General features: G+C 69.2%; 25 protein-coding genes, 1 other RNA gene and 1 pseudogene. 18 read left to right on the top strand and 9 right to left on the bottom strand.

Features of this window, described 5'->3' with window-relative positions; translation table 11 throughout:
* Nucleotides 1-42: 42 nt before the first annotated feature.
* Nucleotides 43-1,266: an MFS transporter gene (locus ACN27D_RS04965; protein WP_358172495.1), complete on the top strand. Its 1,224-nt coding sequence runs from the start codon at nt 43-45 to the stop codon at nt 1,264-1,266.
* Nucleotides 1,267-1,309: 43 nt separating this feature from the next.
* Here ACN27D_RS04965 and ACN27D_RS04960 read toward each other — a convergent pair whose 3' ends face one another.
* Entirely contained in the window at nt 1,310-2,071 is a 762-nt protein-coding gene (locus ACN27D_RS04960; protein ID WP_358172497.1) for a sulfite exporter TauE/SafE family protein, read from the bottom strand.
* Between the two features lie 223 nt (nt 2,072-2,294).
* Between ACN27D_RS04960 and rnpB the strand changes: the two genes are divergently transcribed.
* Nucleotides 2,295-2,703, top strand: an RNA gene (gene rnpB, locus ACN27D_RS04955) — RNase P RNA component class A.
* Between the two features lie 395 nt (nt 2,704-3,098).
* Nucleotides 3,099-3,314 (top strand): hypothetical protein, encoded by a 216-nt coding sequence (locus tag ACN27D_RS04950; protein ID WP_231921457.1) that lies wholly within the window; start codon nt 3,099-3,101, stop codon nt 3,312-3,314.
* 1,095 nt (nt 3,315-4,409) lie between these two features.
* Here ACN27D_RS04950 and ACN27D_RS04945 read toward each other — a convergent pair.
* A complete protein-coding gene (locus tag ACN27D_RS04945) occupies nt 4,410-5,471 on the bottom strand; it encodes a DUF262 domain-containing protein (protein WP_358172499.1) in 1,062 nt (353 codons plus the stop codon).
* A complete protein-coding gene (locus ACN27D_RS04940; RefSeq protein ID WP_358172501.1) occupies nt 5,468-5,923 on the bottom strand; it encodes a GntR family transcriptional regulator in 456 nt (151 codons plus the stop codon). Before ACN27D_RS04940 ends, ACN27D_RS04945 begins: the two co-directional genes overlap by 4 nt.
* A gap of 38 nt (nt 5,924-5,961) precedes the next feature.
* Between ACN27D_RS04940 and ACN27D_RS04935 the strand changes: the two genes are divergently transcribed.
* The 6 genes and pseudogenes from ACN27D_RS04935 (at nt 5,962) to ACN27D_RS04910 (ending at nt 10,144) form a co-directional block, all read left to right on the top strand.
* Nucleotides 5,962-6,219, top strand: a complete 258-nt coding sequence (locus ACN27D_RS04935) for a hypothetical protein (protein ID WP_421498614.1) — start codon at nt 5,962-5,964, stop codon at nt 6,217-6,219.
* Nucleotides 6,216-7,541: pseudogene (locus ACN27D_RS04930) on the top strand (replication initiator). The gene ACN27D_RS04935 and the pseudogene ACN27D_RS04930 overlap by 4 nt, the downstream one beginning before the upstream one ends.
* A 32-nt stretch (nt 7,542-7,573) precedes the next feature.
* Complete coding sequence (locus ACN27D_RS04925) at nt 7,574-8,101, top strand: tyrosine-type recombinase/integrase (protein ID WP_421498613.1); 528 nt, start codon at nt 7,574-7,576, stop codon at nt 8,099-8,101.
* Nucleotides 8,102-8,266: 165 nt separating this feature from the next.
* The gene (locus tag ACN27D_RS04920; RefSeq protein WP_358172510.1) at nt 8,267-9,100 is read left to right on the top strand and encodes a hypothetical protein; all 834 of its coding nucleotides are present in this window, start codon (nt 8,267-8,269) and stop codon (nt 9,098-9,100) included.
* Between the two features lie 307 nt (nt 9,101-9,407).
* Entirely contained in the window at nt 9,408-9,623 is a 216-nt protein-coding gene (locus ACN27D_RS04915) for a hypothetical protein (protein ID WP_233585475.1), read from the top strand.
* 182 nt (nt 9,624-9,805) lie between these two features.
* On the top strand, nt 9,806-10,144 hold the full coding sequence (locus tag ACN27D_RS04910; protein WP_120573641.1) for an Imm51 family immunity protein: 339 nt from the start codon (nt 9,806-9,808) through the stop codon (nt 10,142-10,144).
* Between the two features lie 297 nt (nt 10,145-10,441).
* On the opposite strand, the gene ACN27D_RS04905 is transcribed toward ACN27D_RS04910, so the two are convergent.
* Both ACN27D_RS04905 and ACN27D_RS04900 read right to left on the bottom strand, forming a co-directional pair.
* A complete protein-coding gene (locus ACN27D_RS04905; RefSeq protein ID WP_358172753.1) occupies nt 10,442-10,753 on the bottom strand; it encodes an ADP-ribosylation/crystallin J1 in 312 nt (103 codons plus the stop codon).
* Between the two features lie 150 nt (nt 10,754-10,903).
* Nucleotides 10,904-11,401, bottom strand: coding sequence for an HAD domain-containing protein (locus ACN27D_RS04900; RefSeq protein ID WP_358172512.1), 498 nt, complete (start codon nt 11,399-11,401; stop codon nt 10,904-10,906).
* A gap of 147 nt (nt 11,402-11,548) precedes the next feature.
* Here ACN27D_RS04900 and ACN27D_RS04895 point away from each other — a divergent pair, with 147 nt between their 5' ends.
* Nucleotides 11,549-11,875 (top strand): DUF6331 family protein, encoded by a 327-nt coding sequence (locus ACN27D_RS04895; protein WP_358172514.1) that lies wholly within the window; start codon nt 11,549-11,551, stop codon nt 11,873-11,875.
* 85 nt (nt 11,876-11,960) lie between these two features.
* On the opposite strand, the gene ACN27D_RS04890 is transcribed toward ACN27D_RS04895, so the two are convergent.
* Nucleotides 11,961-12,299 (bottom strand): zinc finger domain-containing protein, encoded by a 339-nt coding sequence (locus ACN27D_RS04890; protein ID WP_151501377.1) that lies wholly within the window; start codon nt 12,297-12,299, stop codon nt 11,961-11,963.
* Nucleotides 12,300-12,363: 64 nt separating this feature from the next.
* Here ACN27D_RS04890 and ACN27D_RS04885 point away from each other — a divergent pair, with 64 nt between their 5' ends.
* Together ACN27D_RS04885 and ACN27D_RS04880 are read left to right on the top strand one after the other, a co-directional pair.
* Nucleotides 12,364-12,759: a VOC family protein gene (locus tag ACN27D_RS04885; RefSeq protein ID WP_358172516.1), complete on the top strand. Its 396-nt coding sequence runs from the start codon at nt 12,364-12,366 to the stop codon at nt 12,757-12,759.
* A 134-nt stretch (nt 12,760-12,893) separates the two neighbouring features.
* Nucleotides 12,894-13,850: a threonine/serine dehydratase gene (locus ACN27D_RS04880; RefSeq protein ID WP_358172518.1), complete on the top strand. Its 957-nt coding sequence runs from the start codon at nt 12,894-12,896 to the stop codon at nt 13,848-13,850.
* Nucleotides 13,851-14,020: 170 nt separating this feature from the next.
* On the opposite strand, the gene ACN27D_RS04875 is transcribed toward ACN27D_RS04880, so the two are convergent.
* Both ACN27D_RS04875 and ACN27D_RS04870 read right to left on the bottom strand, forming a co-directional pair.
* Nucleotides 14,021-14,506: a roadblock/LC7 domain-containing protein gene (locus tag ACN27D_RS04875; RefSeq protein ID WP_393378896.1), complete on the bottom strand. Its 486-nt coding sequence runs from the start codon at nt 14,504-14,506 to the stop codon at nt 14,021-14,023.
* Nucleotides 14,503-14,874 (bottom strand): hypothetical protein, encoded by a 372-nt coding sequence (locus ACN27D_RS04870; RefSeq protein ID WP_013287772.1) that lies wholly within the window; start codon nt 14,872-14,874, stop codon nt 14,503-14,505. Before ACN27D_RS04870 ends, ACN27D_RS04875 begins: the two co-directional genes overlap by 4 nt.
* 240 nt (nt 14,875-15,114) lie before the next feature.
* On the opposite strand from ACN27D_RS04870, the gene ACN27D_RS04865 reads away from it, so the two are divergent.
* Together ACN27D_RS04865 and ACN27D_RS04860 are read left to right on the top strand one after the other, a co-directional pair.
* Nucleotides 15,115-15,438 (top strand): PadR family transcriptional regulator, encoded by a 324-nt coding sequence (locus ACN27D_RS04865; RefSeq protein ID WP_120568700.1) that lies wholly within the window; start codon nt 15,115-15,117, stop codon nt 15,436-15,438.
* Nucleotides 15,439-15,446: 8 nt separating this feature from the next.
* Nucleotides 15,447-16,397 (top strand): hypothetical protein, encoded by a 951-nt coding sequence (locus ACN27D_RS04860; protein WP_421498612.1) that lies wholly within the window; start codon nt 15,447-15,449, stop codon nt 16,395-16,397.
* Nucleotides 16,398-16,400: 3 nt separating this feature from the next.
* Here ACN27D_RS04860 and ACN27D_RS04855 read toward each other — a convergent pair whose 3' ends face one another.
* Nucleotides 16,401-17,675 carry a M48 family metalloprotease gene (locus tag ACN27D_RS04855; protein WP_421498611.1) on the bottom strand — a complete coding sequence of 425 codons (1,275 nt, stop codon included), beginning with the start codon at nt 17,673-17,675 and terminating at the stop codon, nt 16,401-16,403.
* Between the two features lie 182 nt (nt 17,676-17,857).
* Here ACN27D_RS04855 and ACN27D_RS04850 point away from each other — a divergent pair, with 182 nt between their 5' ends.
* From ACN27D_RS04850 to npdG, 4 genes are all read left to right on the top strand, one after another.
* Nucleotides 17,858-18,061 (top strand): hypothetical protein, encoded by a 204-nt coding sequence (locus ACN27D_RS04850; protein ID WP_030273123.1) that lies wholly within the window; start codon nt 17,858-17,860, stop codon nt 18,059-18,061.
* Between the two features lie 78 nt (nt 18,062-18,139).
* Complete coding sequence (locus ACN27D_RS04845) at nt 18,140-18,811, top strand: histone (RefSeq protein ID WP_120568702.1); 672 nt, start codon at nt 18,140-18,142, stop codon at nt 18,809-18,811.
* A 62-nt stretch (nt 18,812-18,873) separates the two neighbouring features.
* The gene (locus ACN27D_RS04840; RefSeq protein ID WP_421498610.1) at nt 18,874-20,310 is read left to right on the top strand and encodes an RNB domain-containing ribonuclease; all 1,437 of its coding nucleotides are present in this window, start codon (nt 18,874-18,876) and stop codon (nt 20,308-20,310) included.
* 66 nt (nt 20,311-20,376) lie between these two features.
* Entirely contained in the window at nt 20,377-21,075 is a 699-nt protein-coding gene (npdG, locus tag ACN27D_RS04835; RefSeq protein WP_091421243.1) for an NADPH-dependent F420 reductase, read from the top strand.
* The last annotated feature ends 23 nt before the right edge of the window (nt 21,076-21,098 follow it).

The raw sequence follows: 21,098 nt of genomic DNA, 5'->3' as shown, positions 1-21,098 counted from the left end.
AGAAAAGTACCTGTACGATACAGCTATATGGGAGGTTGCGGAGTGGATCGCCGATCCGAGCCCAACCGCAGTGCCATCTACGCCACCACGCTCGTCGCGTTCCTCGCCATCGCCGGCATCGCCGTGGTCGACCCGATCCTGCCCGCCATCGGCGAGGCCATCGGCGTCACCGCCTGGCAGGTCGAGCTGCTCTTCACCGCGTACATCGCGGTCATGGCCGTCGGCATGATCCCGGCGACGCTCGCCAGCGGGCGGTTCGGGTTCAAGCCGGTGCTCGTCACCGGCGTCTCCGTGGTCGGCCTGGCCGCCATCCTCGCCTCGTTCAGCAACGACATCGTGCAGCTCTCCGTGCTGCGCGGCGTCTGGGGCCTGGGCAACGCGATGTTCTTCGCCACCGCCATGGTGGTGCTGGTCAACCTGGCCAACGACAGGGAGTGGGTGGTCGGCCTGTTCGAGACCGCCCTGGGGCTCGGCTTCGCGGTCGGCCCGCTGATCGGCGGCCTGCTCGGCGAGGTGAGCTGGCGGCTGCCGTTCTTCGTCTGCGGCGTGTTCATGGTGCTGGCGCTCGGCGTCGCCGCCCGCAAGCTGCGCGAACCCGCCCACAAGCAACCACCGGTACGCGTCGGCCAGATCTTCGCCACCTACCGCAGACCCGCGTTCGTGACGCTCTGCGTGGTCACCGCCGCGTACAACTTCGTCTTCTTCGTCGTGCTCGGCTACACGCCGCTGTTCCTGCGCCTCGACGTCATCCCGCTGGGCCTGGCGTTCACCGGCTGGGGCCTCGGCCTGGCCGCCGGCATCCTGCTCATCGGGCACCGGCTCGCCCACCGCATCGGCGCCGTGCAGACCGTCGGCGTCGCCCTGCTCGGCCTGCTGGTCTGCATGGTCCTGTTCGCCACCTCCACCGGCACCGCCATGTCGCTCGTCGTCCTGGTCGTCGCCGGCCTGTTCATGGGCCTCGCCAACGCCAACCTGACCGACCTGGCGCTCGGGCTCGGCTCCGCCGACCGCCGCGTCGCCACCGGCGCGTTCAACCTGGTCCGCTGGGGCGCCGCCGCGCCCGCGCCGATCATCTCCGGCAAGCTCGCCGAACACAGCCTGGCGCTGCCGTTCTGGGTCGGCTTCGGGGTACTCACCGCCGGTGTGCTCGCCTACCTCGCGTTCGGCCACCTGATGGCGGCCGGCTACGGCGAACGGGTCATCTGGAACCGTGCCGCCCGCGGCGCCGAACACGCACCGGAGGAGCCGGTGGGGGAGGCGTACTGACCGGGACTGACTCTGGCCCCGGCCCGGCTCCGGCCTGCCGGCGTCAGGTCAGCGCCCGCCACAGCAGGTAGAACCCGATGGCGGTGCCGAACACCACGATCACCGTCTTCAGCACCACCTGCGGAAGCCGGCGGGCCAGCCGCGCGCCCGCGTACCCACCGAACAGGGTGGCCGGCGCGACCACCGCGACGGCCGCCCAGTTCACCGGGCCGAACAGCGCGAACACCACGAGCGTGGTCAGCCCCACCACTGCGGAGAGCAGGTTCTTCACCGCCGACACCCGGGCCAGCGTCGCGTCCAGCACCAGCGCCAACCCGGCCACCAGCATCACCCCGAGGGCCGCGCCGAAGTAGCCGCCGTACACGGTGCCGACCGCGACCATGGTCTGCACCGTGACGGTACGGCGGCGCGCGCCCAGCCGCTCCGGATGGCCGACCAGCCGACGCAGCGGCCCCTGGAACGCCAGTACGGCGGTCGCGGCTAGCACGAGGAACGGCACCACCAGCTCGAACGCCCGAGCCGGGGTGGCCAGCAGCAGCGCGCACCCGGCGATCGTGCCGAGCACGGCGGTGGGCAGCAGCGACCACAGCTCCCGCCCGCGCGGCAGGTCCACCCGGCTGCCCGCCACACTCGCCACGTACCCGGGAAAGACCGACACGGAGTTCGAGACGTTCGCCGCCACCGGCGGCAGGCCGGTGGCGATCATCGCCGGGAACGTGATCAGCGAGCCACCGCCGGCCACCGCGTTGACGGTGCCCGCGGCGAGGCCGGCGGCGACCAGGAGCGCGGCGTCGGAGAGATCCATGGTCCCCCGAGGCTAGTCGGTCCGGGTCCCGGGCCGCGTAGTGGCCGGGCGGGCTGGTGGGGCCGGCGGGCTTGCGGGCCGGCCGGTTCCGCGCCAGCTCGGGGAAGTGGCTGTATCGAGCGCCGGTTGATGCCGCCACCTCCCCGAAATGGTGGGCGCGCCCTGGCGGGCCGGGGTGGAAATGAACGCGGCGGGTGCGTCGTTAGGATGAGGGCGCGACGGACGAGTCGACCGGGCGGTCGCGTCGACGGGCTCCGGCCCGTCGCCGAGGAACGTCCGGACTCCACAGGGCAGGGTGGTTGCTAACGGCAACCCGGGGTGACCCGCGGGACAGTGCCACAGAAAACAGACCGCCGGCCCGTAACGGGACGGTAAGGGTGAAACGGTGGGGTAAGAGCCCACCAGCACCCCGGGTGACCGGGGTGGCTCGGTAAACCCCACCCGGAGCAAGGCCAAGAAAGGGCCGTCACCGCAAGATGACGACCCGCGCAGACGCCTGAGGGCTGCCCGCCCGATGTCTGCGGGTAGGCCGCTGGAGCCTGCCGGCAACGGCAGGCCGAGATGGATGGCCGCCGCCGGTGCGCCTACGGGCGCGCCGGTCACAGAATCCGGCGTACAGGTCGACTCGTCCGTCGCCCACCAGCTCAGAGCCGTGATCAAGGCTCTGAGCTGGTTCTATGTCCGGTGCTGTTGGTTGGCCTTGGTCATCGTTGGGTGGCGTTTGACGGCCTGGAGACGGCCTGAGTGCTGGGTCAGTTGATCGTCGTCTCGGGTGGCGCCGCTGTACCGTCGTGGGCCGTCTCCGGGCCGGCTCTCCCGGGTTCCGGAGTCGAGCCGGCGGCTGTGGGGGAGGGGTCGGGCACGTCCTGGCGGTGGAGCTGGTGCCGTGACCCGGTGACTCGGTGGCAAGCCAGTCCCGGGTTTGGACTGGCGCGGCAGCGGTAGCCCTGACGTACGACCAGGCCGACCCGCTGGCTTCCGTAGCGGGTCTTGGTGATCCCATTCGTGGATGAAGTGGGATGAGTGCGTGCCGGAGCTGCTGGAGCACCTGGGGGAGATGGGCCTGGTCGCGATGGTCAAGATTGACGGCGAACGGGAGCGCAAGCCCTGGACGGTGGTGGTCTCGGGTCAGCGGCTCCCTGGTGAGGCGTTCAGAGTCGATGGCCACAGCCTTGAGGACTGCCTACGCCATCTCGTCGCCGCGCTTCATGAGCGCTTCCCGGACGAACTCGCGCTGAGCTGAGATCCGACTGTGGGGGCCGTGTCCCGGCGGCTGTTGCTTACCGCCGGCCGGGCTTGCCGCCCCGCACCGCGCGGAGCGCGGTGCCTTGATCCAGAATAGAATAAATCGGCAACACCGCCGCTGTGCACGATGTGCGCTGTGCACATTTTTCACAGAGCTTGCTCGCTGCCGCGAGCATTTACGAAAAGATGACTGGCAACCTCCAGTCCAAAATATCTCCAGCCTTGTCGGTTACTAATATGAGTTCCCCTGCGGCCGAGGCGCGTGCTATCGCTGCCTGTAGCGCTTCATTAAGAGTCGCGTGCCTTCTGACTGCATTCCTCCTGGCGGGACCATATTCGGGCCATCGGTTGCCGTCCTTGATGATTTTTCTGATGAGAAGTTGCTGAGGGGGGTGGCTTCGCGGTGTAGGCCGGCTCAGGCTCCGTAGGTTACGAGAAACAGCCACATCTATGCATAGGCAAACCAACTTGGCATTCCGGGAGGTGCTCCGAAGATGTGGCTGGGGAATGATGGGAGAGCTTTGGTGAGCGGCAGCATGCCGCAACTCACACAGTAGCTCGAAGACCGTCTTGAAGCTTGCGTTCCCGGGTGCGTACTTATCGACTTGTTGCCATATTCGCGTTAAGGATCCCCAAACCTTATCTGGCGGCGTGCCCACTAGAGATACAATTGATTCAACGTCGGTTGCTCTAATATTTGATCCGGCCCACATGAAGGCGATATGGTGTGGGATGAAGGTGCCGGAGTACAGCGAAGTGAGCGAATGGCCGATATCCTGAAGTAATGTAGAGCGGTGCACGCTGTTCGAGTATTCTGCGTCTCGGATTCTTTTGGGGAGCACTTCGAGCACTCTGTTTTCGTACTGAGTAGTGCCCCCTGGGAGATTGCCGGGGGGCATTCGGGCTGCAGCGATAGCTGCAGACCATTCCAGCATTCTCTCCTTGAGGAATGACTCAACTGCAACGAGCCCGTGGATTGCGATTCCTCTAGTTAGATGATCGGTAATAGCAGGGCTTGGTGCAACTGGACCGGCCAATGCTGAAATAGCTGCGTCGATAGAGGAGAGCCGGTTAAGAAGGTTGTCGACAGCGCTCATTCTGGCTGCCTAGAAGCGATTTCCTCCAACATCTCCCGAACCAGGTCGAAGTGCTTCTGCGTCATATACGGGCTGCTTATCCGCGTAGGGTTTTCCCATGTAGCACGTTCAGTTATTTCTTTCATAGCACGGATAGCAGACTCCCGCTCGCGGATAACACGCGCTATTTGGTCGTCCGAGATCGCATCACAGGCCAACATTTGAGCGTCGTAAACTGTAGGCGTCGCGGTGAATCTCCACCCTCTGCGTGAGCGGTAAGACTTAAATGCATACTCCGCCCAGATGGCCTCGGAAGCGCGCAGGGCTCGCAGGTAACGTCCGGCAAGCGCCCCGACATCAATGGGGGATGCATTCTGATTCTCGACCATGAAGCGATCCATCGCCTGTCCCAGGCTTTTTGGGCGCCACTCCTTCAGCTTCCTTAGTGCAAAGAAACGGAGCACGTATTCGACGTTCGACATGCGCGTACGTCCGCGTAGACCGCCGATACTGTGACTTAATTGGCTCAACAAGAATTGGTCTTCGGCAAGTTCTTTCAAGGTGTCGTTAAGAGGCCCAGAGAATTTGGCATTCCTGACTTCTTGACGGGCTAGAGGTTCGCCGCCGGTGTTCGTTCGAACGAACAGCAGGTTTTTTGCTTCAGGGTTGGAGCGTTCGTCGAGAATGATAAGATGCAGATTGCTTTTCCTGATCATGCGGGTACGCATGATCTCCGAAAGTCCCGTGAACAATACATCGTTGAGTTCATGAGCGATTTCTAGCCCACGTAGCCGGAACTCATCTTTTGTAAAAGAGTGTATTGCTGAAAGGCGCTGCTTGCCGTCGATAACGGAAATTCGGCCGTGTGGCTCTTCGGCAAGGAAGATGGCAGGAACGGGAAGTCCGACAAGCAGTGATTCGATGAATTGACTTCGCCGAGTGTCGTCCCAAACAATGTAACGTTGATGCGGCGGATCGAGATCGAGCGCGCCTGTGTCGATTAATTCGAGGACATGCCCGATCGACATGCTAAAATTCTTGGTGGTGATGTCGAAGACGTGCGGCTCATCAAATCTCATCGTCGCTCCACAACGTGGGCATTGCTGTGCCCCGGCAAACTTACTGGTTTCCGGGCGGGTAGCTGATACGTTCGGATAACTGTATCGACCGTCCCACCTGTCTGCGTTATGTACTCATATTCAGTCAACGCTGCGCCGATTTCGACATTGAATAAGGCGGCCAGCTCGGAGTCTGCGGCCACCTGGCGTTGCTTGATCTTCGCGTTGCCGGGCTGGACATAGTAACGAATTTTGGCGTAAGTGCCCCTGCCGTGCTCAGTGGTGGCGACGTCCGCCTCTCGCAGTAAGGCGATCGCTTGGCGAATAGTGCCCCGGCTGACGCGAAATTCAAGGCGGAGTGCGCTCTCCGGAGACAGGAACGCTCCCGGCGGTATAGCCCCGGTCTCAATCCGGTGCCTGAGCTCATCGGCGATAGCACGGTAGCGGGGCTGTCCGTAGTGCGGGGTGGGCACACGCTCACCGTACCTGGCACGCGGAAGCCGAACCGTCGGTGTGGGGCTGGACCGTCGCGGCAGTACCGTCGCTGGCCTTCCTCGCCCTGCTCAAGGTCGTCCTGTCCAACGCCCCGGTCACCCCGCCGGCTGCCGAGCCGGACCAGCCCGACGCCTACCGGTACGAAGAGCCGGCGGAAGCCACCGACGTTGAGCCGGTCCGCCCGACCGTGCCGGCGCCGGCTGTCGTTCCGGCGGTGCTGTCTCCGCGCGCTGTCCAGTCCAACCGGCCGCACGTCGTCGGGATCATCCGATGACCGCTCCAACTCTGCCCGGGCCTCACGCCTGCCGCCCCGACCCCGGCTGCTGCTCCTCGGCCGGGGTCGGGGGGCGGCCCGCATGGCGCTACCCCGCTCGGTGGACGTGCTTAAGGAGATCGCCGCCGAGTACGGCGTCTGCGTGCGACCCCTCGCGATGCGCCGCACGGATCTCGACACCGGCCTGACCGAGGTCATCGACCTGCCCTGCGGGGCCACCCGGGAGGACAAGTGCGCGCCGTGCGCGAAGAAGAACCGCCGGCTACGGCAGGCCCAGATCCGGGAGGGCTGGCACCGCGACGACGAGCCGCTACCGCCCCCGGAGCCGGCGACCGAGGAACAGTCGTCGCTGATCCTCTTGCGGGCACACCTGGAGTTCTCCCGTGACGAGGCGTCCCGGGCGTGCCAGTGGGACCAGGTGGAAGACCTCGACGAGGCGATCCGGGAGGTGGAAGAGGCGATCGCGGCCGAAGGGCCGGGACGTCCTGCGCACCGTCGCGGCGGCTACCTATCACCAGGTGTGGTGGCCGGCGGTCGACATCCAGCGGTACACCGTCGAGCGGCCTCCGGTGTGGGACGAGGACGCCTCGGCGTGGGTCGACCCGGACACGCGCCAGCCGCTGACCACCTGGCCGGAAGCCCTTGACGCCATCGACGCCGACCCGGACGCGGAACCGGTGCACGTGGTCCGCTTCGGCGCCCAGGTCGACGCTCGCGGCGTCATGCCCGGCACCGCCGACGCCGAACGGACCATTCGGTACGTCACGAAGTACATCACCAAGCACACCGGCGACTGCCACAAGGCGACCACCGACCGGCAACGGGCACACCTGGACCGGCTGTGGCGGGAACTGCGCGTGACCCCCTGCACCGTCCGCTGCGCGAACTGGCTGCTCTACGGCGTCCAGCCCAAGAAGGCGCACGCGAGGCTCAAGCCGGGCCGCTGCAAGGGCAAGGTCCACCAGCGGGACACCCTCGGCATCGGCGGCCGGCGCATCCTCATCTCCCGCGACTGGTCCGGCAAGACGCTCAGCGACCACAAGCACGACGTGCGGGCCTGGGTGCGGGCGCTGCTCGGCGTCACCGTCGGACTCGATGGCGTCGACGACCAGGGCGCCACCGTCGAACCGGTCCGGCACGCCTGGGAACTGGCCCGCCCCGATGACCCGGACGTGCCGGCGATGGCTCACCGGCTGCTGCGCTCGATCAGCGAACGCGCCCGCTGGCGCTCCGAACTGCTCGCCGCCAAGGACCGCGCGGCCCGGCTCCCCGACGACACCTCGACGACGGAAGCGGACGACAAGACGGGGGAGGGGCTGTGATGGCCAAGGACGAGCTGTAGACGGTTCGGGACGTGTCGGCGTACCTCCGGGTACCGCAGGAGACGCTGTACCGCTGGCGCAAGGTCAAGTACGGTCCGCCGGCGGCCCGGGTCGGCCGGCATCTGCGCTACGAGCCGGAAGCGGTCCAGGTGCTGCGGCAGCACATCAAGGACTGCGACCCGGTGACGCTCACCCTGCCGTGGGAGAACCCGGCCGACGACGAGCGGGTTACGGTGCCGCTGCTGTTTACCACCACTCGGCGGGGTGCGATCAACCGGCGCACGTTCGACAACAAGAGTTGGCGTCCCGCCGTGGTGGCAGCCGGTATCACGCCGACCCGGGCCACCGGGATGCACGCGCTACGTCACTTTTACGCCTCGTCGCTGCTCGATGCAGGGGCAAGCATCAAGGCCTTGGCGTCGTACCTCGGGCACACCGACCCCGGGTTCACCCTCCGCGTCTACACGCACCTGATGCCGGCCAGCGAGGAACGCACACGGCGGGCCATTGATGATCTATTCGGCCTTCCCGGAGAGGAAGCAGATCCCGCTACGCACTGATCCACCCATCGCCAAGGCGGTCACGACTTACCACGCTCACGCGACTCGATCAATAGCGAATCCACTCTTCTCGGCTCTGCCCAAATGGGCGACTGCAGGTGCGAGAGTCTTGGCGTACCGTTACCAAGCGTGCCGGTTGAGTAAGGTGTCCCTCTAGGAGAGCATGTGGCTTGGAGCGATCTGGGGGAGAACAAGTTGTTGTTGGCAGTTTTCACTGCCGCAATCGGCTTCTTGTTTGCCCTGGCTATTGAGCGAATTAAGTCACGCAAAGCGTTGCGTAGACAGTTGTCGTGGGACGTTCGTGTTGTCGATCAGCTGCCTCAGGTACGAAAGGGCGGCGGTGTCGGGAAGATCACCGTTTCCTATGGCAACGTGGAGGTTGAGAATCTGACGCATGTCATTCTCTCATTCGAGAATACAGGGAATTCAGTAATCAAGAACCAGTACGTCCGGTTTAGGTTCCCCGAAGAAGCGAAGATCTTAGAAATTGCGCTAGATCCTGAGCCGGAACCGGAGTTGGGTGTCACTGAAGTCGACGAAGGAAAGACTTCCCCCTCTGATCGTCGCTACCTGATCGGGCATCTGGAAGCGGGGCAAAATATCAGGTATCGCGTCATTTCCGACGGTGGAAAATGGCATGACTGGGCTGGCGTTCATCCTTTCAACGAAGAGGGTGGCGTTGATTTCCAGCGTCGCGACGCCGTCCGTGCGAGGGAGGATGAGGAGGAGGTGGCGCCGTTTGTTAGATCTCTGATAACGATCATTACTTTTCTTTCCCTGACTGTTGTGGCGCCTCCGTTCCTCAATTTCGGAACTGCCGCGATGGTCATCTTCTTTGGGTGGTACGCATCAGCAAAAGCGCCCGCCGTTGCGCGAGTGTTGAGCCGATTTCTGGCGCAGAAGCCAGAGCAGAATCTCATTGTCAACGATGCCCGCGGAGTGCTGATTGGATCCGCTAATACTCAACACAATGATTATCAATCGCGCGACGGTTTGTAATTACAATTCGCGATTGAGGATCGTTTGAGGTGTCGGGCCGAGAAATCTGACGCTCGGTCCCGTCTCCCCGTTTATCGTGACTCACTTCCCCTGGGCGGAAGGCGTCCGACGCCCTGGCGACGCCCTGAGCGGGCAACTGGCAAACGAAGCGCCTGCTCAGGGCATGTTTAACCTTCATAATCCGGCGTACAGGTCGACTCGTCCGTCGCCCACCAGCTCACAGAAGCCCTGACCTACGACCTGGCCGAGCCGCTGGCTTCCGTAGCGGTCTTGGTGTTCCCATTCGTGGATGAGGTGGGACGAGTGCGTGCCGGAGCTGCTGGCGCACCTGGGGGAGATGGGCCTGGTCGGGCTGGTCAAGATTGACGGGGAACGGGAACGCAAGCCCTGGACGGTGGTGATCTCGGGTCAGCGGCTCGATGGTGCGTCGATCAGGGTCGACGGCCACAGCCTCGACTACTGCCTGAAGCATGCGGTCGCCGCGCTTCACGAGCGCTTCCCGGACGAACTCGCGCTGAACTGAGCTCTGGCTGTGGGGCGGTGTCTCGGCGGCTGTCGGTGGCTCACCGCCCAGGCCGGCGAGGAACGCACCCGGCAGGCCGTCGACGGCCCGTTCGAGTCTGGTTCCGGAGATGCGGGCACGCCATCGTGAGAGCGACCGCCAGGATCTTGTCGCCGGCTACCGACGGCTGCCAGGCTCCCCCGATGACCTTGTTTCTCATGATCGAGACGACGCCCGGTGAGTATTCGCTCCTGTTGAACGCGGGGACGACGCCGGTCGACGACCTGATTGAAGAACTCGACCACGAGCCCAACGGCTACTTCTGGGAGGGCGTGGCGCAGGTTCTCGTCAGCACGGAGGCTCAGTCGCTTGACGGCAGATTCGTCTACGCCTGCGAGGGGGACACGTTCTGCGCCTACGGCACGGACCGAGGGGCGCTGGAAGAGCTGGAAGCGCGGATGACCGCGGTTGCCACCGACGGCGAGCGCATGCGGCGGCTGATCAGGGACGCCGAGGCGAGCGGCTTCGAGTTCGACGACTGACCGTCAAAGCGGCCTGGTCTGGCCCGCTTCCGTGCAGCCCGGACGCCCTGGCGACGCCCTGATCTCGGCGGTGTGGGAAGGAAGATCGAGGACTCGACTCAGCGGTGACCTGATACCGCGCAAGCATCTACCGCCTGTTCGGCTCGGCTACCGGAGAAGAGCTTCCGTGACAGCGGTATGCCCCTGGCCCAGACGACGTCACCCGTCGTCTCGGCGGTGCTGCCTCCGCGCGGCGTCGTCCAGCCCAACCGGCCGCACGTCGTCGGGATCATCCGACGGCCGCCTTCCGGTCACCCGCTATCGGAACTCGTGGACGACCTCGATCGAACCGACGATGTGCGCGTTGAACTCGTCGAGTTCCTCGGCTGCAACCCACAGCATCGGAGTGGCGGATCCGCCGAAGGACCGCGTCGAGTAGCGGCCCAGGAAAGCTGTCTCGACGTGGAAGCGGGCCACGTAGCGCACGGGTCCGAACAGGTTCCAGTTCTGCGCAGCCCTGATCGCGAAGTCCTCGTCGAGCATCGGGAAGAAGTGGGTTTGGTGTGGCCGGAGCGCCGGCCACCTGCGCCCGCCTGCCTCGCGGACGAGGCGGAGTTCCCGCTGTCCCATGGGGCGCCACAGCGCTGTCGTTACGTCGCTGCTCACGTCGCTCTCGCTGCCGTGGTCGGTCGTGAAATCGGGCAGTACCGCCGCTACCGCAGGATCGAACATCCGCAGCATGGCGCTGCCTCGCTCGACCGACGTGTTCAAACGCTGCTGTCACCAACTCCGCTCGCCGCCACGCAAGTCCTCAGCCCACGAAAGCGCCCGGCGGACCACGGCTTGAGTCAGCCCTTCTGCGGGGTCGACGTCGACCAGCAGCGTCGCTGCCTCGCGCCCCTCGGCCCAGGCATGTGCCTCCGGCGTCAACGCGTCGTCGATCCATACCGCAGGCCGTGAGCCGACATAGCTGGCGATGGCAGGCACCTTCTCCCGTGGCTCGAACGGGATCGGAGGAAAGCCGATCACGGGTAGCTCTGGAAGTTGTAGCACCGGCGCGAGGAATTGGTTCGCCTCGGCGCCCCACCCGGTCGCCCAGACCATGTCGAACCGGTCACCCAGATCCCGGAGCCACGCCGCGTGAGCGCGGCACAGTCGTACCGGCTCCTCGTCGGGGAAGAAGTCGAACTCCTCGTAGCCGGATGGGCAGCGGTCTGCCCCGAACGGGTTGAGAACCCCGTCGACGTCCAGCAGGAGGAGAGGCAGGCCGCGTGACATGACTGCCACAGTACGGAGCCGGCGTGCAGGCCGACTCGTCCGTCGCCTGGCTCCGGGTCGGCCGCCGAATTCGCAGGAGCGGTACGCGGTGGCGGCGCTAGCATCGGCTACCCGTCACCGTCGGCGGGCACAGGGAGGGGGGCGGCGATGGCAGACGTGTCGGTCGAAGTGCCGTCGCCCCTGCGCAAGTGCGTCGTCTTCTGCGAGGTCGAGTGCGTTCGCGGGTGCTGCGGGATCGACGCCGTCTCCACCGACCCCGCTCTCATCGAGGACTGGTGCCGTCAGGCGGGTTCGGCCGCGGTGATCGAGGCCCGCCTTCAACTGGCCGAGCTGATCGAGGTGGTCGAGGACCGCTCCCATCGCGTCACGTCGGACTTCCTGAACCACCGCACACATGACGAGGCCGCACGGCGTGAGTTGCTGGACTTCCTGAGCGCGCTCGATGCCGGACTGGCGGCCGGCGACGTGTTGTGAACGGTCGAGGCTGTCGACCCCGAGCGCGCGGATCGGGTCGATTCACGCCGACAGTGGTCGCGTCGCCGTTCGATTTCGAACCAGCTCACTCATCCCGCAGTGGGGGAGGAAGCGGCGCTTCTCCCCGCAGTGCCATCCCGGCCAGTTCGGCACGCTCCGGATGCAGGAGGTTCTCGCGGAGCGGGTGACGCGGCACGTTGATGCACCGCTGGCCCGCCACCGCCTCGCAGACCGGGCACTGGAGGAACAGGCCGCACTGCGGTACCAGCTCGCCGCCCTGAGCCAACGCACCCCGGCCGATCTTGACGATCGCCCGGTACAGCTCGTCGTCCTGATGCCGGGCTGCGCCGGCTGCCACCTCCCGCATGCCCTCCCAGAACAGCTCTGCGGCCCTCGGTTCGTCGATGTCGATGTCGATACGCACGATCGGGAGTACCCGCCCTCGGCGCGGTGGAACATCTCCCGCCAGACCTTGCGATGATCCAGTGATGACCTCCTACGTGTCCCACACCACCGTGGACTGTGCCGACGCCTACGCTCTGTCCCGCTGGTGGGCATCAGTTCTCGACTACCGCGAGGACCCGGACGACCCGAACGAGCCGGGCCATGAGGAGTGCATGATCTACTCGCCGAACGGGCGGCACCGGCTGCTGTTCATCGAGGTGCCGGACGCGAAGCAGGTCAAGAACCGTATCCACCTCGACCTGCGTCCGGTCGAGGGGACGCGCGACGAGGAACTGGCCCGGCTGACCGGGCTGGGCGCGGCAGTGGTGGCCGATCGGCGCAACTCTGACGGCACCGGCTGGGTGGTGCTCGCCGACCCGGAGGGCAACGAGTTCTGCATCCTCCGCAGCGACGCCGAGGTGGCCGCCACCCGATCGTGACAGCGACCGAACGCCGCCCCCAGCTCCAAGATCGACGAGCGCGGGCGACGAGCGCGGGCGACGAGCGCGGGCGACGAGGGCGCGCGCGGCGGGGACGGCGCGGGGTTTGCGGGCTGGTGTGGCACGCTGCGGTGGTGATCGAGCTTGCGGACATCCAGGCGGCCGCCGAACGGATCGCCGACGTCGTCGTGCACACCCCGACCGTGCCCAGCCCGGGGCTGACCGAGCTGCTCGGCGTGCCGGTCACCGCCAAGCTGGAGCTGCTGCAACGTACCGGATCGTTCAAGGCCCGGGGTGCGGCGGCGAAGCTGCTCGCGCTGGACGACGCGGAGCGGGCGGCCGGGGTGGTAGCGGTCAGCGGCGGCAACCACGGCATCGCGGTCGCGGTGATGGCGGGCGCGCTCGGCGTGGCGGCGACTGTGGTCATGCCCCGCACGGCGCCGGCGCGCGCGGTCGAGGTGGCCCGCGCCGCCGGGGCGGACGTGCGGTTGACCGAGGACATGGCCGGCGCGTTCGCGCTGATGAACCGGCTGCGGGACGAGGGCGTGACGCTGCTGCACCCGTTCGACGACCCGATTGTGCTCGCCGGGCAGGGCACTGTCGGGCTGGAGTTCGCCGACGACGCCGGTGAGCTGACCGACGTGCTGGTCAGCATCGGCGGGGGCGCGCTGATCTCGGGAGTGGCGGCGGCGCTGCGGGCGCGTCGGCCGGGGGTACGCGTCTGGGGCGTGGAGACCGAGGGCGCGCAGGCGATGTCGCAGGCGATCGCGAAGGGCGGCCCGGTCGAGGTGGCGCTGTCGTCGATCGTCACCACGCTCAGCGCGCCGAGCGTCTCGCAGCTCACCTACGACCATGTGACGGCGCTGGTCAGCGACGTTCTCGTGGTCTCCGACGCCGAGGCGGTGCGCGGCACTGTCGAGTTGGCCGAGCACGCCAAGGTGTGGGCCGAGCCGGCCGCCGGGTGCCTGCTGCCCGCCGCCCGCCGGGTGATCGAGCGGGTGGGGGATGACGCCCGGCTGGGCCTGGTGGTCTGCGGCGGCAACGCCACCGTCGCCGACGTGACCACGTGGGCCGGCCGCTTCGGCGTCTGACCCGCCGCACCACGCGACCGCCACCGCACAAGAGGCGCGACCGCCGCGCCAAAGCACGCGACCCCGCCAGGCGGCCACCGCGCAAGACGCGCGACCGCCGCGTCACAGAACCGGGGGGTACGCCGGCCGCCTCCGGTCCGGACGGGTGGGACCGGGACGACCGGCGTACGTCAGGACGTGGCCGGAGTGGCCCCGTCGAGCAGTTCGGCGAGCCGGGCCGCCGTGGTCGGGGCGTGCAGGTGCAGCCGCGCCACGTTGATGCTGTCCGTGCCGATCACGGCGAGCAGCGCCTGCCCGTTGATCGCGTACACGCTGAGGTAGCCGCCCGCGTTGCGCACCGTGGACTGCTGGAAGTCGCCCTGTCCGAGCCGCGACCCGACCTGGCGGCCGAGCCCGTACATGGTGGCGGCGAGCGCGGCCAGGTCGTCCGGGTCGGCGCCGTTCTGCAGGTTGTGCGTGACGAGCAGTCCGTCGACGCCGCCGAGGACGCAGCCGTGCACGCCGGGGATCTGCAACCGCAGGGCGGAGAGTTCCTGGGCGATGGCCGGGTAGGGCAGCGCCGGGTTGCCGGCCAGCGACTGTGGGAGCGCCCGTGGTGGCGGCAGGGTGCCGGCCTGGGCGCGCGTACGGCGGGGGAGGTCGTCCACCCGGCTCACAGTTCCAGGCTCTCCTCGATCGTGCGCAGTTGGTGCCGCGCCATCGCGAGGTTGGCCCGGCTCTTGCTCACCATCAGGTAGAGGAACAGGCCCTTGCCGGTGCGGTTGCTCAGCGGGCGGATCAGGTGGTACTGGCTGCCGAGCGTGATCAGGATGTCCTCGATCTCGTCGTCGAGCTTGAGCATCTCGATGGTGCGCAGCTTGGCGCGTACCACGTCGGTGTTGCCGGCGGCGGCGACCGTCAGGTCGATCTCGCCGGTGCCCCCGGCGACGCCGAGGGTCATGCCACTGGTGTAGTCGACGAGCGCGGCCCCGATCGCGCCGTCGATGTTCATCGCGTTCTTCAGCGCGATGTCAAGGTTGCCCACGATTTTCTCTCCCCAGCTCGGGCCGCTGTCCGCCGGAAGCAAGGCGGACAGCGAATTCGTCAGTCGAGGCTCGCATATGGAGCAGCGGCCTGCATCCGGGTCCCTGGTGATCCACCTGAGCGGTCCCCGCCGGACCGGCCACCGGTCCCGGCAGGAAGACCGCGCCGTCCATTGCCGATCACCGTTCGTCCTGCTACGGCGGGGCAGCCACCCTATGTAGAGTTCCGTTAGAGTGTGCCCGTGCGACTGACCGTTCCGGTGGCGAAGGTGCTCTCGGCGCTGCTCGCCGAGCCCGGGGCGCCGCGCTACGGCCTCGACCTGATGCGGTTCACCGGCCTGTCCAGCGGGACGCTCTATCCGGTGCTGCACCGCCTCCAGGCGGCCGGCTGGCTCGTCGCCGACTGGGAGGACGTCGACCCGGTCGCCGCCGGCCGCCCGGCCCGCCGCTACTACCGGCTGACCGGCGAGGGCATCCGCTCGGCCCGGCTGGCACTGGCCGAGCTGCGTGCCCTCGTACCCGTTGAGCGTGCCGGCGCGGACCCGGCCGGGGCGCCCGCGTGGTGACCCGGCGGGTGGCCGCCTTGCTGCTGCGGGTCGCGGTGCGCCGCTGGCCGGCGGAGCTGCGTGCCGGCCTGGCCCGGGAGTGGGCCGCCGAGCTGCACGAGCTGGCCCGGACCGGCCGGCGGTGGGGGATGCTCCGGTTCTCCGCGAGCCTGGCCGCCAGCCGGGCCGCCCCGCCACTGACCGGCCGGGCCGGGGCGCGGCGGCTGGGGCTAACCGCGGGGGTGTTGCTGCTCGCGCCGCCGGCCTGCGTCGCCGTTCTCGTGCTGGCGGGCGCGGTGATGGGCCTGGCCCACGGGTGGCTGGAGATGCGCGTGCCGTGGGCCGCCGCGGCGCAGTTGCCGACCTGGTCGGCGCTCACCGCGCTGCTCGGCGTGGCGCTCGCGCTCGTCGTCGGCCGGGCCGCGCGCCGGACCGTACGCGTGGGGGCGCTGCCCACCGCGCTCGGCGTGGTGCTGCCGATCGCCGCGACGGTGACCGCCACGCTGGCGCTGCTCGCCGTCCGGGGCGAGAGCCGCGTCCGGGAGAGCGTGCCCGGGCTGCTGCTCTGGCTGGCGCTGCTGGTCCCGGCGCTCTGGGCCGCCGGGGCGCTGGCGCGCCGGGGCCGGGTCCGGGCCGCGTGGCTGGCCGGGCTGCTCGGCGCGCTGGTGGCGGCCGACGCGGCGGTGGTGCTCGCGGTGGTCACCTCGATCCCGGCCACCGCACCCGTGGCGGACGGCCTGCCGCCGGACTCGGTGGACCGGATCTCCGCGCCGCTCTGGCTGCTCACCTGCTGGACCGACTCGTCGTTCGGGCTGCCCCGGCCGACCGGGTGGGAACGGTTCCTCATCACCGACCGGGTGCTCGTCGAGCCGATGTTCCACCTGGCCTGCACGCCCTACGCCCTGACGTATGCGATCGCGGCGGCCCGGCCGGCGCCTGCCGCCGTGCCCGGCCCGGCGCCCGTACCGGCCCCCGCCTGACCGTCAGGCGTTCCAGCTCAGCGCCCGGCCGGCCCGCTCGTAGTGCCCGGCCAGCTCGGCGTCGATCCGCGCGGCCCGTTCCTCGGTGAGCGTCACCGCCGGGTCCTGCCAGGGCCGCGCGCCGAGCATCCGGTGCCGCAGGCCGGTCGGCGGGTGGGTGGCGAACAGTGAGGTGTCCTCCCGGACGGTGAGCTGGCGTTCCAGCGACAGCCGCCCGGCCGCCGCGTCCAGCGCGCGTCCCGTCTCCACCCGCCAGGTGTCCGGCCCGTGGCCGCCGCGAACCGCGTTGCGCACCGCCGTGGCCACCGAGTCGGTCCGCAGCAGCGTGTCCAGCAGCCGGGTCGCGCCCGCCGTGCCGCCGGCGCGGGCGGCCATCTCGTCGGCCAGGTACTCGGCCCGCTGGCTCTCCCGCAGCGCGGTGGCGACGAGCACCACGTGCCCGGCGAACAGGAGCCGCGACAGCGTCCAGGACGCCAGGTGCCCGAGCCACTCACCGACCATCACCAGCAGCCCGCCGCCGTCCGACCCGCCCCGGGGCCGGAACAGGTCGGCGGCGTTGCCGAGCATGGTCAGCGCCGGCTGGGTCACCGGCCCCCGGCGTACGTCGCCGTTGACGAAGTGGCCCAGCTCGTGGCCCAGCAACGCGACCCGCGCCGGTCCGTCCAGGGCACCCCACAGCGGCAGCCCGAGACCGAGCACGCGCCGCCGGCGCAGTCCCACCGACGTCGCGTACGCGTTGATGTCGCCGTCGACGCCGATCACGTGCGGCATCGGCGCGCCCACCGCTGCGGCCACCTCCCGGACCAGGGCGTGCAGCTGCGGCGCCTCCCGCTCGGTCAGCACGTCCAGGTCCCGGTCGAACCGGCCGAAACGCGGCCGCAGCGCCACCGCGAGCGCGAGGAGCGCCACGCCGCCGACCACCGCGAGGTTCGGGAAGGGGTACGCGAACAGCAGCCACACCCCGGCCACGGCGAGTCCCGCCACGCCGAGCAGGAGCAGTACCGAGATGCCGGCGACGAGCACGCCGGTGAGCCCCGGCCCGGTCGACTCCAGCGACCGGCCGAGCAGGGTGGCGTACTGCTGGCGGGTGAGGCGCGCGGCGAGCCGGTGGGTCCGCCGGTCGACCCATGACCAGCCGAACTCCGGCGGCTGGCGGCGCGCGTCGTAGGTGTCGAGGTTCCAGTCGCAGCCGGCACACCAGGGCAACGCCCCGTCCAGCGACACCGGCGTCGCGCCGCATCGCGGACAGGCCCCCGTGCCCGTCGTCGTGGTGATCACGAGCGCCGATCCTGTCCGGTTCCCACCCGCGCCGGTACCGGCCGTTCGGACGAGTGCGGGCATCTCCGGGTCTTCCGCCGTTCCCCGCCGCAACCGCCCCGACCAGGTCTAATGTGGAGAAGGACGTGACTATTTGTGCCGTTCCGGTGGCGGCCGGGCGGTTCCCGGTGCACAGTGATCGCATGAGCGACGACGGAAGTGGTGGGCACTACTACTGGTGCACGCGACACCACCGGGTCGAGACCGATGCCGACGTGTGCCCCGCCAAGCACGTTCTCGGACCGTACGCCTCAGCCGCCGACGCGGACAACGCCCTGCAGACGGTGCGGGAGCGGAACGACGCGTGGGACGCCGAGGACGCCCGTTGGGCCGGGGAGGGCCGCTAGACGGCGCGGGAGGGCCCGCGTCGAGGTGATCCGTGCTCCCGCGAGGGCGGGAGCACGTCCCCAGGAAAGGGAACCGAGATGGCCGAAGCACAGCAGGCCACCCGCCCGGCCGCGAAACGGACGACCGCGAAGAGGACCGCCGCGGGCAGGACGACGACGGTCACCAAGGCGTCGCCGAACGCCTCGGGCGCCGGCGCCGGACGGACACCGGCGAAGAAGGCGGCGGCCAAGAAGGCAGCCGCCAGGAAGGTCGTGTCGGCGGCCCGCAAGGCGCCGGCCACCAAGGCCACCACCAGCAGGACGACGGCGAAGAAGACCGCTGCCCGTACGGCACCGGCCGGCCGGGCCGCCGCCAAGAGCGCGCCGGCCAAGAAGACCACGGCGAAGAAGACGACCGCGAAGAAGACCACGGCGGCCAAGAAGACGGCGGCGGCGAAGAAGACCACAGCGGCCCGGAAGACCACGACGGCCCGGACCACCGCCACCGCGAAGAAGGCACCGGCCCGCAAGACGACGGCGGCGAAGAAGACGACGGCGGCCAAGAAGGCGCCGGCGAAGAAGACCACCGCCTCGACGCGTCCCACGGCGCGCAAGGCGGCGGCGAAGAAGGCGCCCGCGCGCAAGACCACGACCGCGCGCAAGACCACCACCACGGCGAAGAAGACCACCGCCGCGAAGAAGGCGCCGGCCCGCAAGAGCACCGCCGCGAAGAGCACCACCGCACGCAAGGCGCCGGCCCGCCGCGCCTGACGCCGCGGACACCGCTCCCTCCCGGGGAGCGGAACGTGCGGGGCGCTGTCAGGATTGACCGCGTGGTGATCCGACGCGTACTGGCGCCCCGTATCGACTTCGGCGCGCTGCGCCGCGAGCTGGGACTGCCCGAGAGCTTCCCGGCCGCGGCGCAGCGCGAGGCCGACGCGGCCGCCGCCGCGCCGCCACCGGCGGTCGCCGACCGGACCGACATCCCGTTCGTCACCGTCGACCCGGCGACCTCGCTCGACCTCGACCAGGCCATGCACCTCACCCGGCGTCCCGGCGGCGGCTACCGCGTCCGGTACGCGATCGCGGACGTGCTGACCCACGTACGCCTCGGCGGTGACCTGGAGGCCGAGACGTGGCGCCGGGGGCAGACGGTCTACCTGCCCGACGGCAACGTGCCGCTGCACCCGCACACGCTCAGCGAGGGAGCGGCCAGCCTGCTGCCCGACGCCGACCGGGCCGCCGTGCTCTGGACCGTCGACCTGGACGCCGACGGCGGCACCGTCGCCGTCACGCTGGAACGGGCGCTGGTGCGCAGCCGGGCCAAGCTCGACTACGGCGGCGTGCAGCGCGACGCCGACGCCGGCCGGCTGCCCGAGCCGATCGCCCTGCTGCCCGAGATCGGCGCGCTGCTCACCGCGCGCGGCCTGAGCCGGGGCGCGATCAACCTGCCGCTGCCCGAGCAGGACGTCGAACCCGACGGCGACGGCTGGCGGCTGGTGCTGCGCGGCCCCGGCCCGATGGAGGAGCACAACGCGCAGATCTCGCTGCTGACCGGCATGGCGGCAGCGGACATCATGCTGGCCGGCCGGATCGGGCTGCTGCGCACCATGCCCCGCCCCCGCCCGGAGGCGGTCGAGCGGCTGCGGCTCGCCGCCGGCCCGCTCGGCGTGCCCTGGCCGGACGGCACACCGGTGGGTCGGGTGCTCGACGGCCTTGACACCTCCCAGCCCCGGGTGGCCGCCTTCGTCGACCAGGCCGCCGAGCTGATGCGCGGCGCCGCGTACACCGCCTTCGACGGGGAACTGCCCGAGCAGCCCGGGCACGGTGGGGTGGCGGCCGCGTACGCGCACGTCACGGCGCCGCTGCGACGGCTGGCCGACCGCTACGCCACCGAGGTCTGCCTGGCGCTGCACGAGGGCCGCGAGGTGCCCGAGCAGGTCCGGGCCGCGCTGCCGAAGCTGCCCGAGGTGATGGCCGCGACCGACCGGACGGCGGGCGCCGCCACCCGGGGCGCTGTGGAACTGGCCGAGGCGGTGCTGCTCGCGCACCGGGTGGGAGAGACGTTCGAGGCGGCGGTGCTCGACGTGGACGAACCGCGCCCGGCGGGCAACGGCCGCCCCGGCCGCCCGCCCGGCGGCACCATCGCGCTCGACGAGCCGCCGGTGCGCGCCCGCTGCACCGGCGAGCTGCCGCTGGGCGAACGCGTCCGGGTACGCCTCACCGCCGCCGACCCGGCCCAGCGCCGGGTCACCTTCGAACGGGCGTGACCAGCGCGGCCATTGTCACAGCATCGGGATGCACCGCACGTGCCCCCGCTTTGCGAGGATGAGCCCATGGCTTACGACGCGACCACGCTGCCCGACGTCTCCGGGCTGACCGTCGGCATCATCGGTGGCACCGGCGACCAGGGACGGGGTCTCGCCTACCGGTTCGCCCGGGCCGGGCAGACCGTGCTGATCGGCTCCCGCACCGCGGAGCGGGCCACCCAGGCCGCCGCCGAGATCGCCGCCCTGCCGCACGTACCGGAGGGTGCCGTCGTCTCCGGCGGCGACAACGAGGACGTCGCCCGGCGCAGCGACGTGGTGATCGTGGCGGTGCCGTGGGACGGGCACGCGGCCACCGTCGCCGCACTCGCCGGACCGCTGGCCGGCAAGATCGTGGTGGACTGCGTCAACCCGCTCGGCTTCGACAAGCAGGGCCCGTACGCGCTCGACGTCGCCGAGGGCAGCGCCGTGCAGCAGGCCGCCGCGCTGCTGCCCGAGTCCCGGGTGTGCGCCGCGTTCAACCACGTCAGCGCGCCGCTGCTGGCCGACCCGGAGATCGACCGGATCGACCTGGACGTGCTGATCTGCACCGAGGACCGGGAACTCGTGGGCGTGGTCGGCGCGCTGGCCGCGCGGATCCCCGGCATGCGGGGCATCTACGCCGGACGGCTGCGCAACGCCCACCAGATCGAGGCGTTCACCGCCAACCTGATCGCGATCAACAAGCGCTACAAGGCGCACGCCGGCATCCGCGTCACCGACCTCTGACGGGCGCGGCGGGAGCCGGCCGT

It is taken from the genome of Micromonospora sp. WMMD1274 (genome assembly GCF_049179035.1).
Classification (GTDB): Bacteria; Actinomycetota; Actinomycetes; order Mycobacteriales; family Micromonosporaceae; genus Micromonospora; species Micromonospora tulbaghiae.
The sequence above is the reverse complement of the archived record's forward strand: the minus strand, read 5'-3'. Positions and strand labels throughout refer to the sequence as shown.

Bases quoted from the DNA above. Each gene is read 5' to 3' on its own strand.
- ACN27D_RS04900 (WP_358172512.1), bottom strand. From the start codon at position 11,401: ATGTCACGCGGCCTGCCTCTCCTCCTGCTGGACGTCGACGGGGTTCTC.
- ACN27D_RS04945 (WP_358172499.1), bottom strand. From the start codon at position 5,471: ATGAGATTTGATGAGCCGCACGTCTTCGACATCACCACCAAGAATTTT.
- npdG (WP_091421243.1), top strand. From the start codon at position 20,377: ATGGCTTACGACGCGACCACGCTGCCCGACGTCTCCGGGCTGACCGTC.
- ACN27D_RS04960 (WP_358172497.1), bottom strand. From the start codon at position 2,071: ATGGATCTCTCCGACGCCGCGCTCCTGGTCGCCGCCGGCCTCGCCGCG.
- ACN27D_RS04910 (WP_120573641.1), top strand. From the start codon at position 9,806: ATGACCTTGTTTCTCATGATCGAGACGACGCCCGGTGAGTATTCGCTC.
- ACN27D_RS04845 (WP_120568702.1), top strand. From the start codon at position 18,140: ATGGCCGAAGCACAGCAGGCCACCCGCCCGGCCGCGAAACGGACGACC.
- ACN27D_RS04895 (WP_358172514.1), top strand. From the start codon at position 11,549: ATGGCAGACGTGTCGGTCGAAGTGCCGTCGCCCCTGCGCAAGTGCGTC.
- ACN27D_RS04850 (WP_030273123.1), top strand. From the start codon at position 17,858: ATGAGCGACGACGGAAGTGGTGGGCACTACTACTGGTGCACGCGACAC.
- ACN27D_RS04885 (WP_358172516.1), top strand. From the start codon at position 12,364: ATGACCTCCTACGTGTCCCACACCACCGTGGACTGTGCCGACGCCTAC.
- ACN27D_RS04905 (WP_358172753.1), bottom strand. From the start codon at position 10,753: ATGGGACAGCGGGAACTCCGCCTCGTCCGCGAGGCAGGCGGGCGCAGG.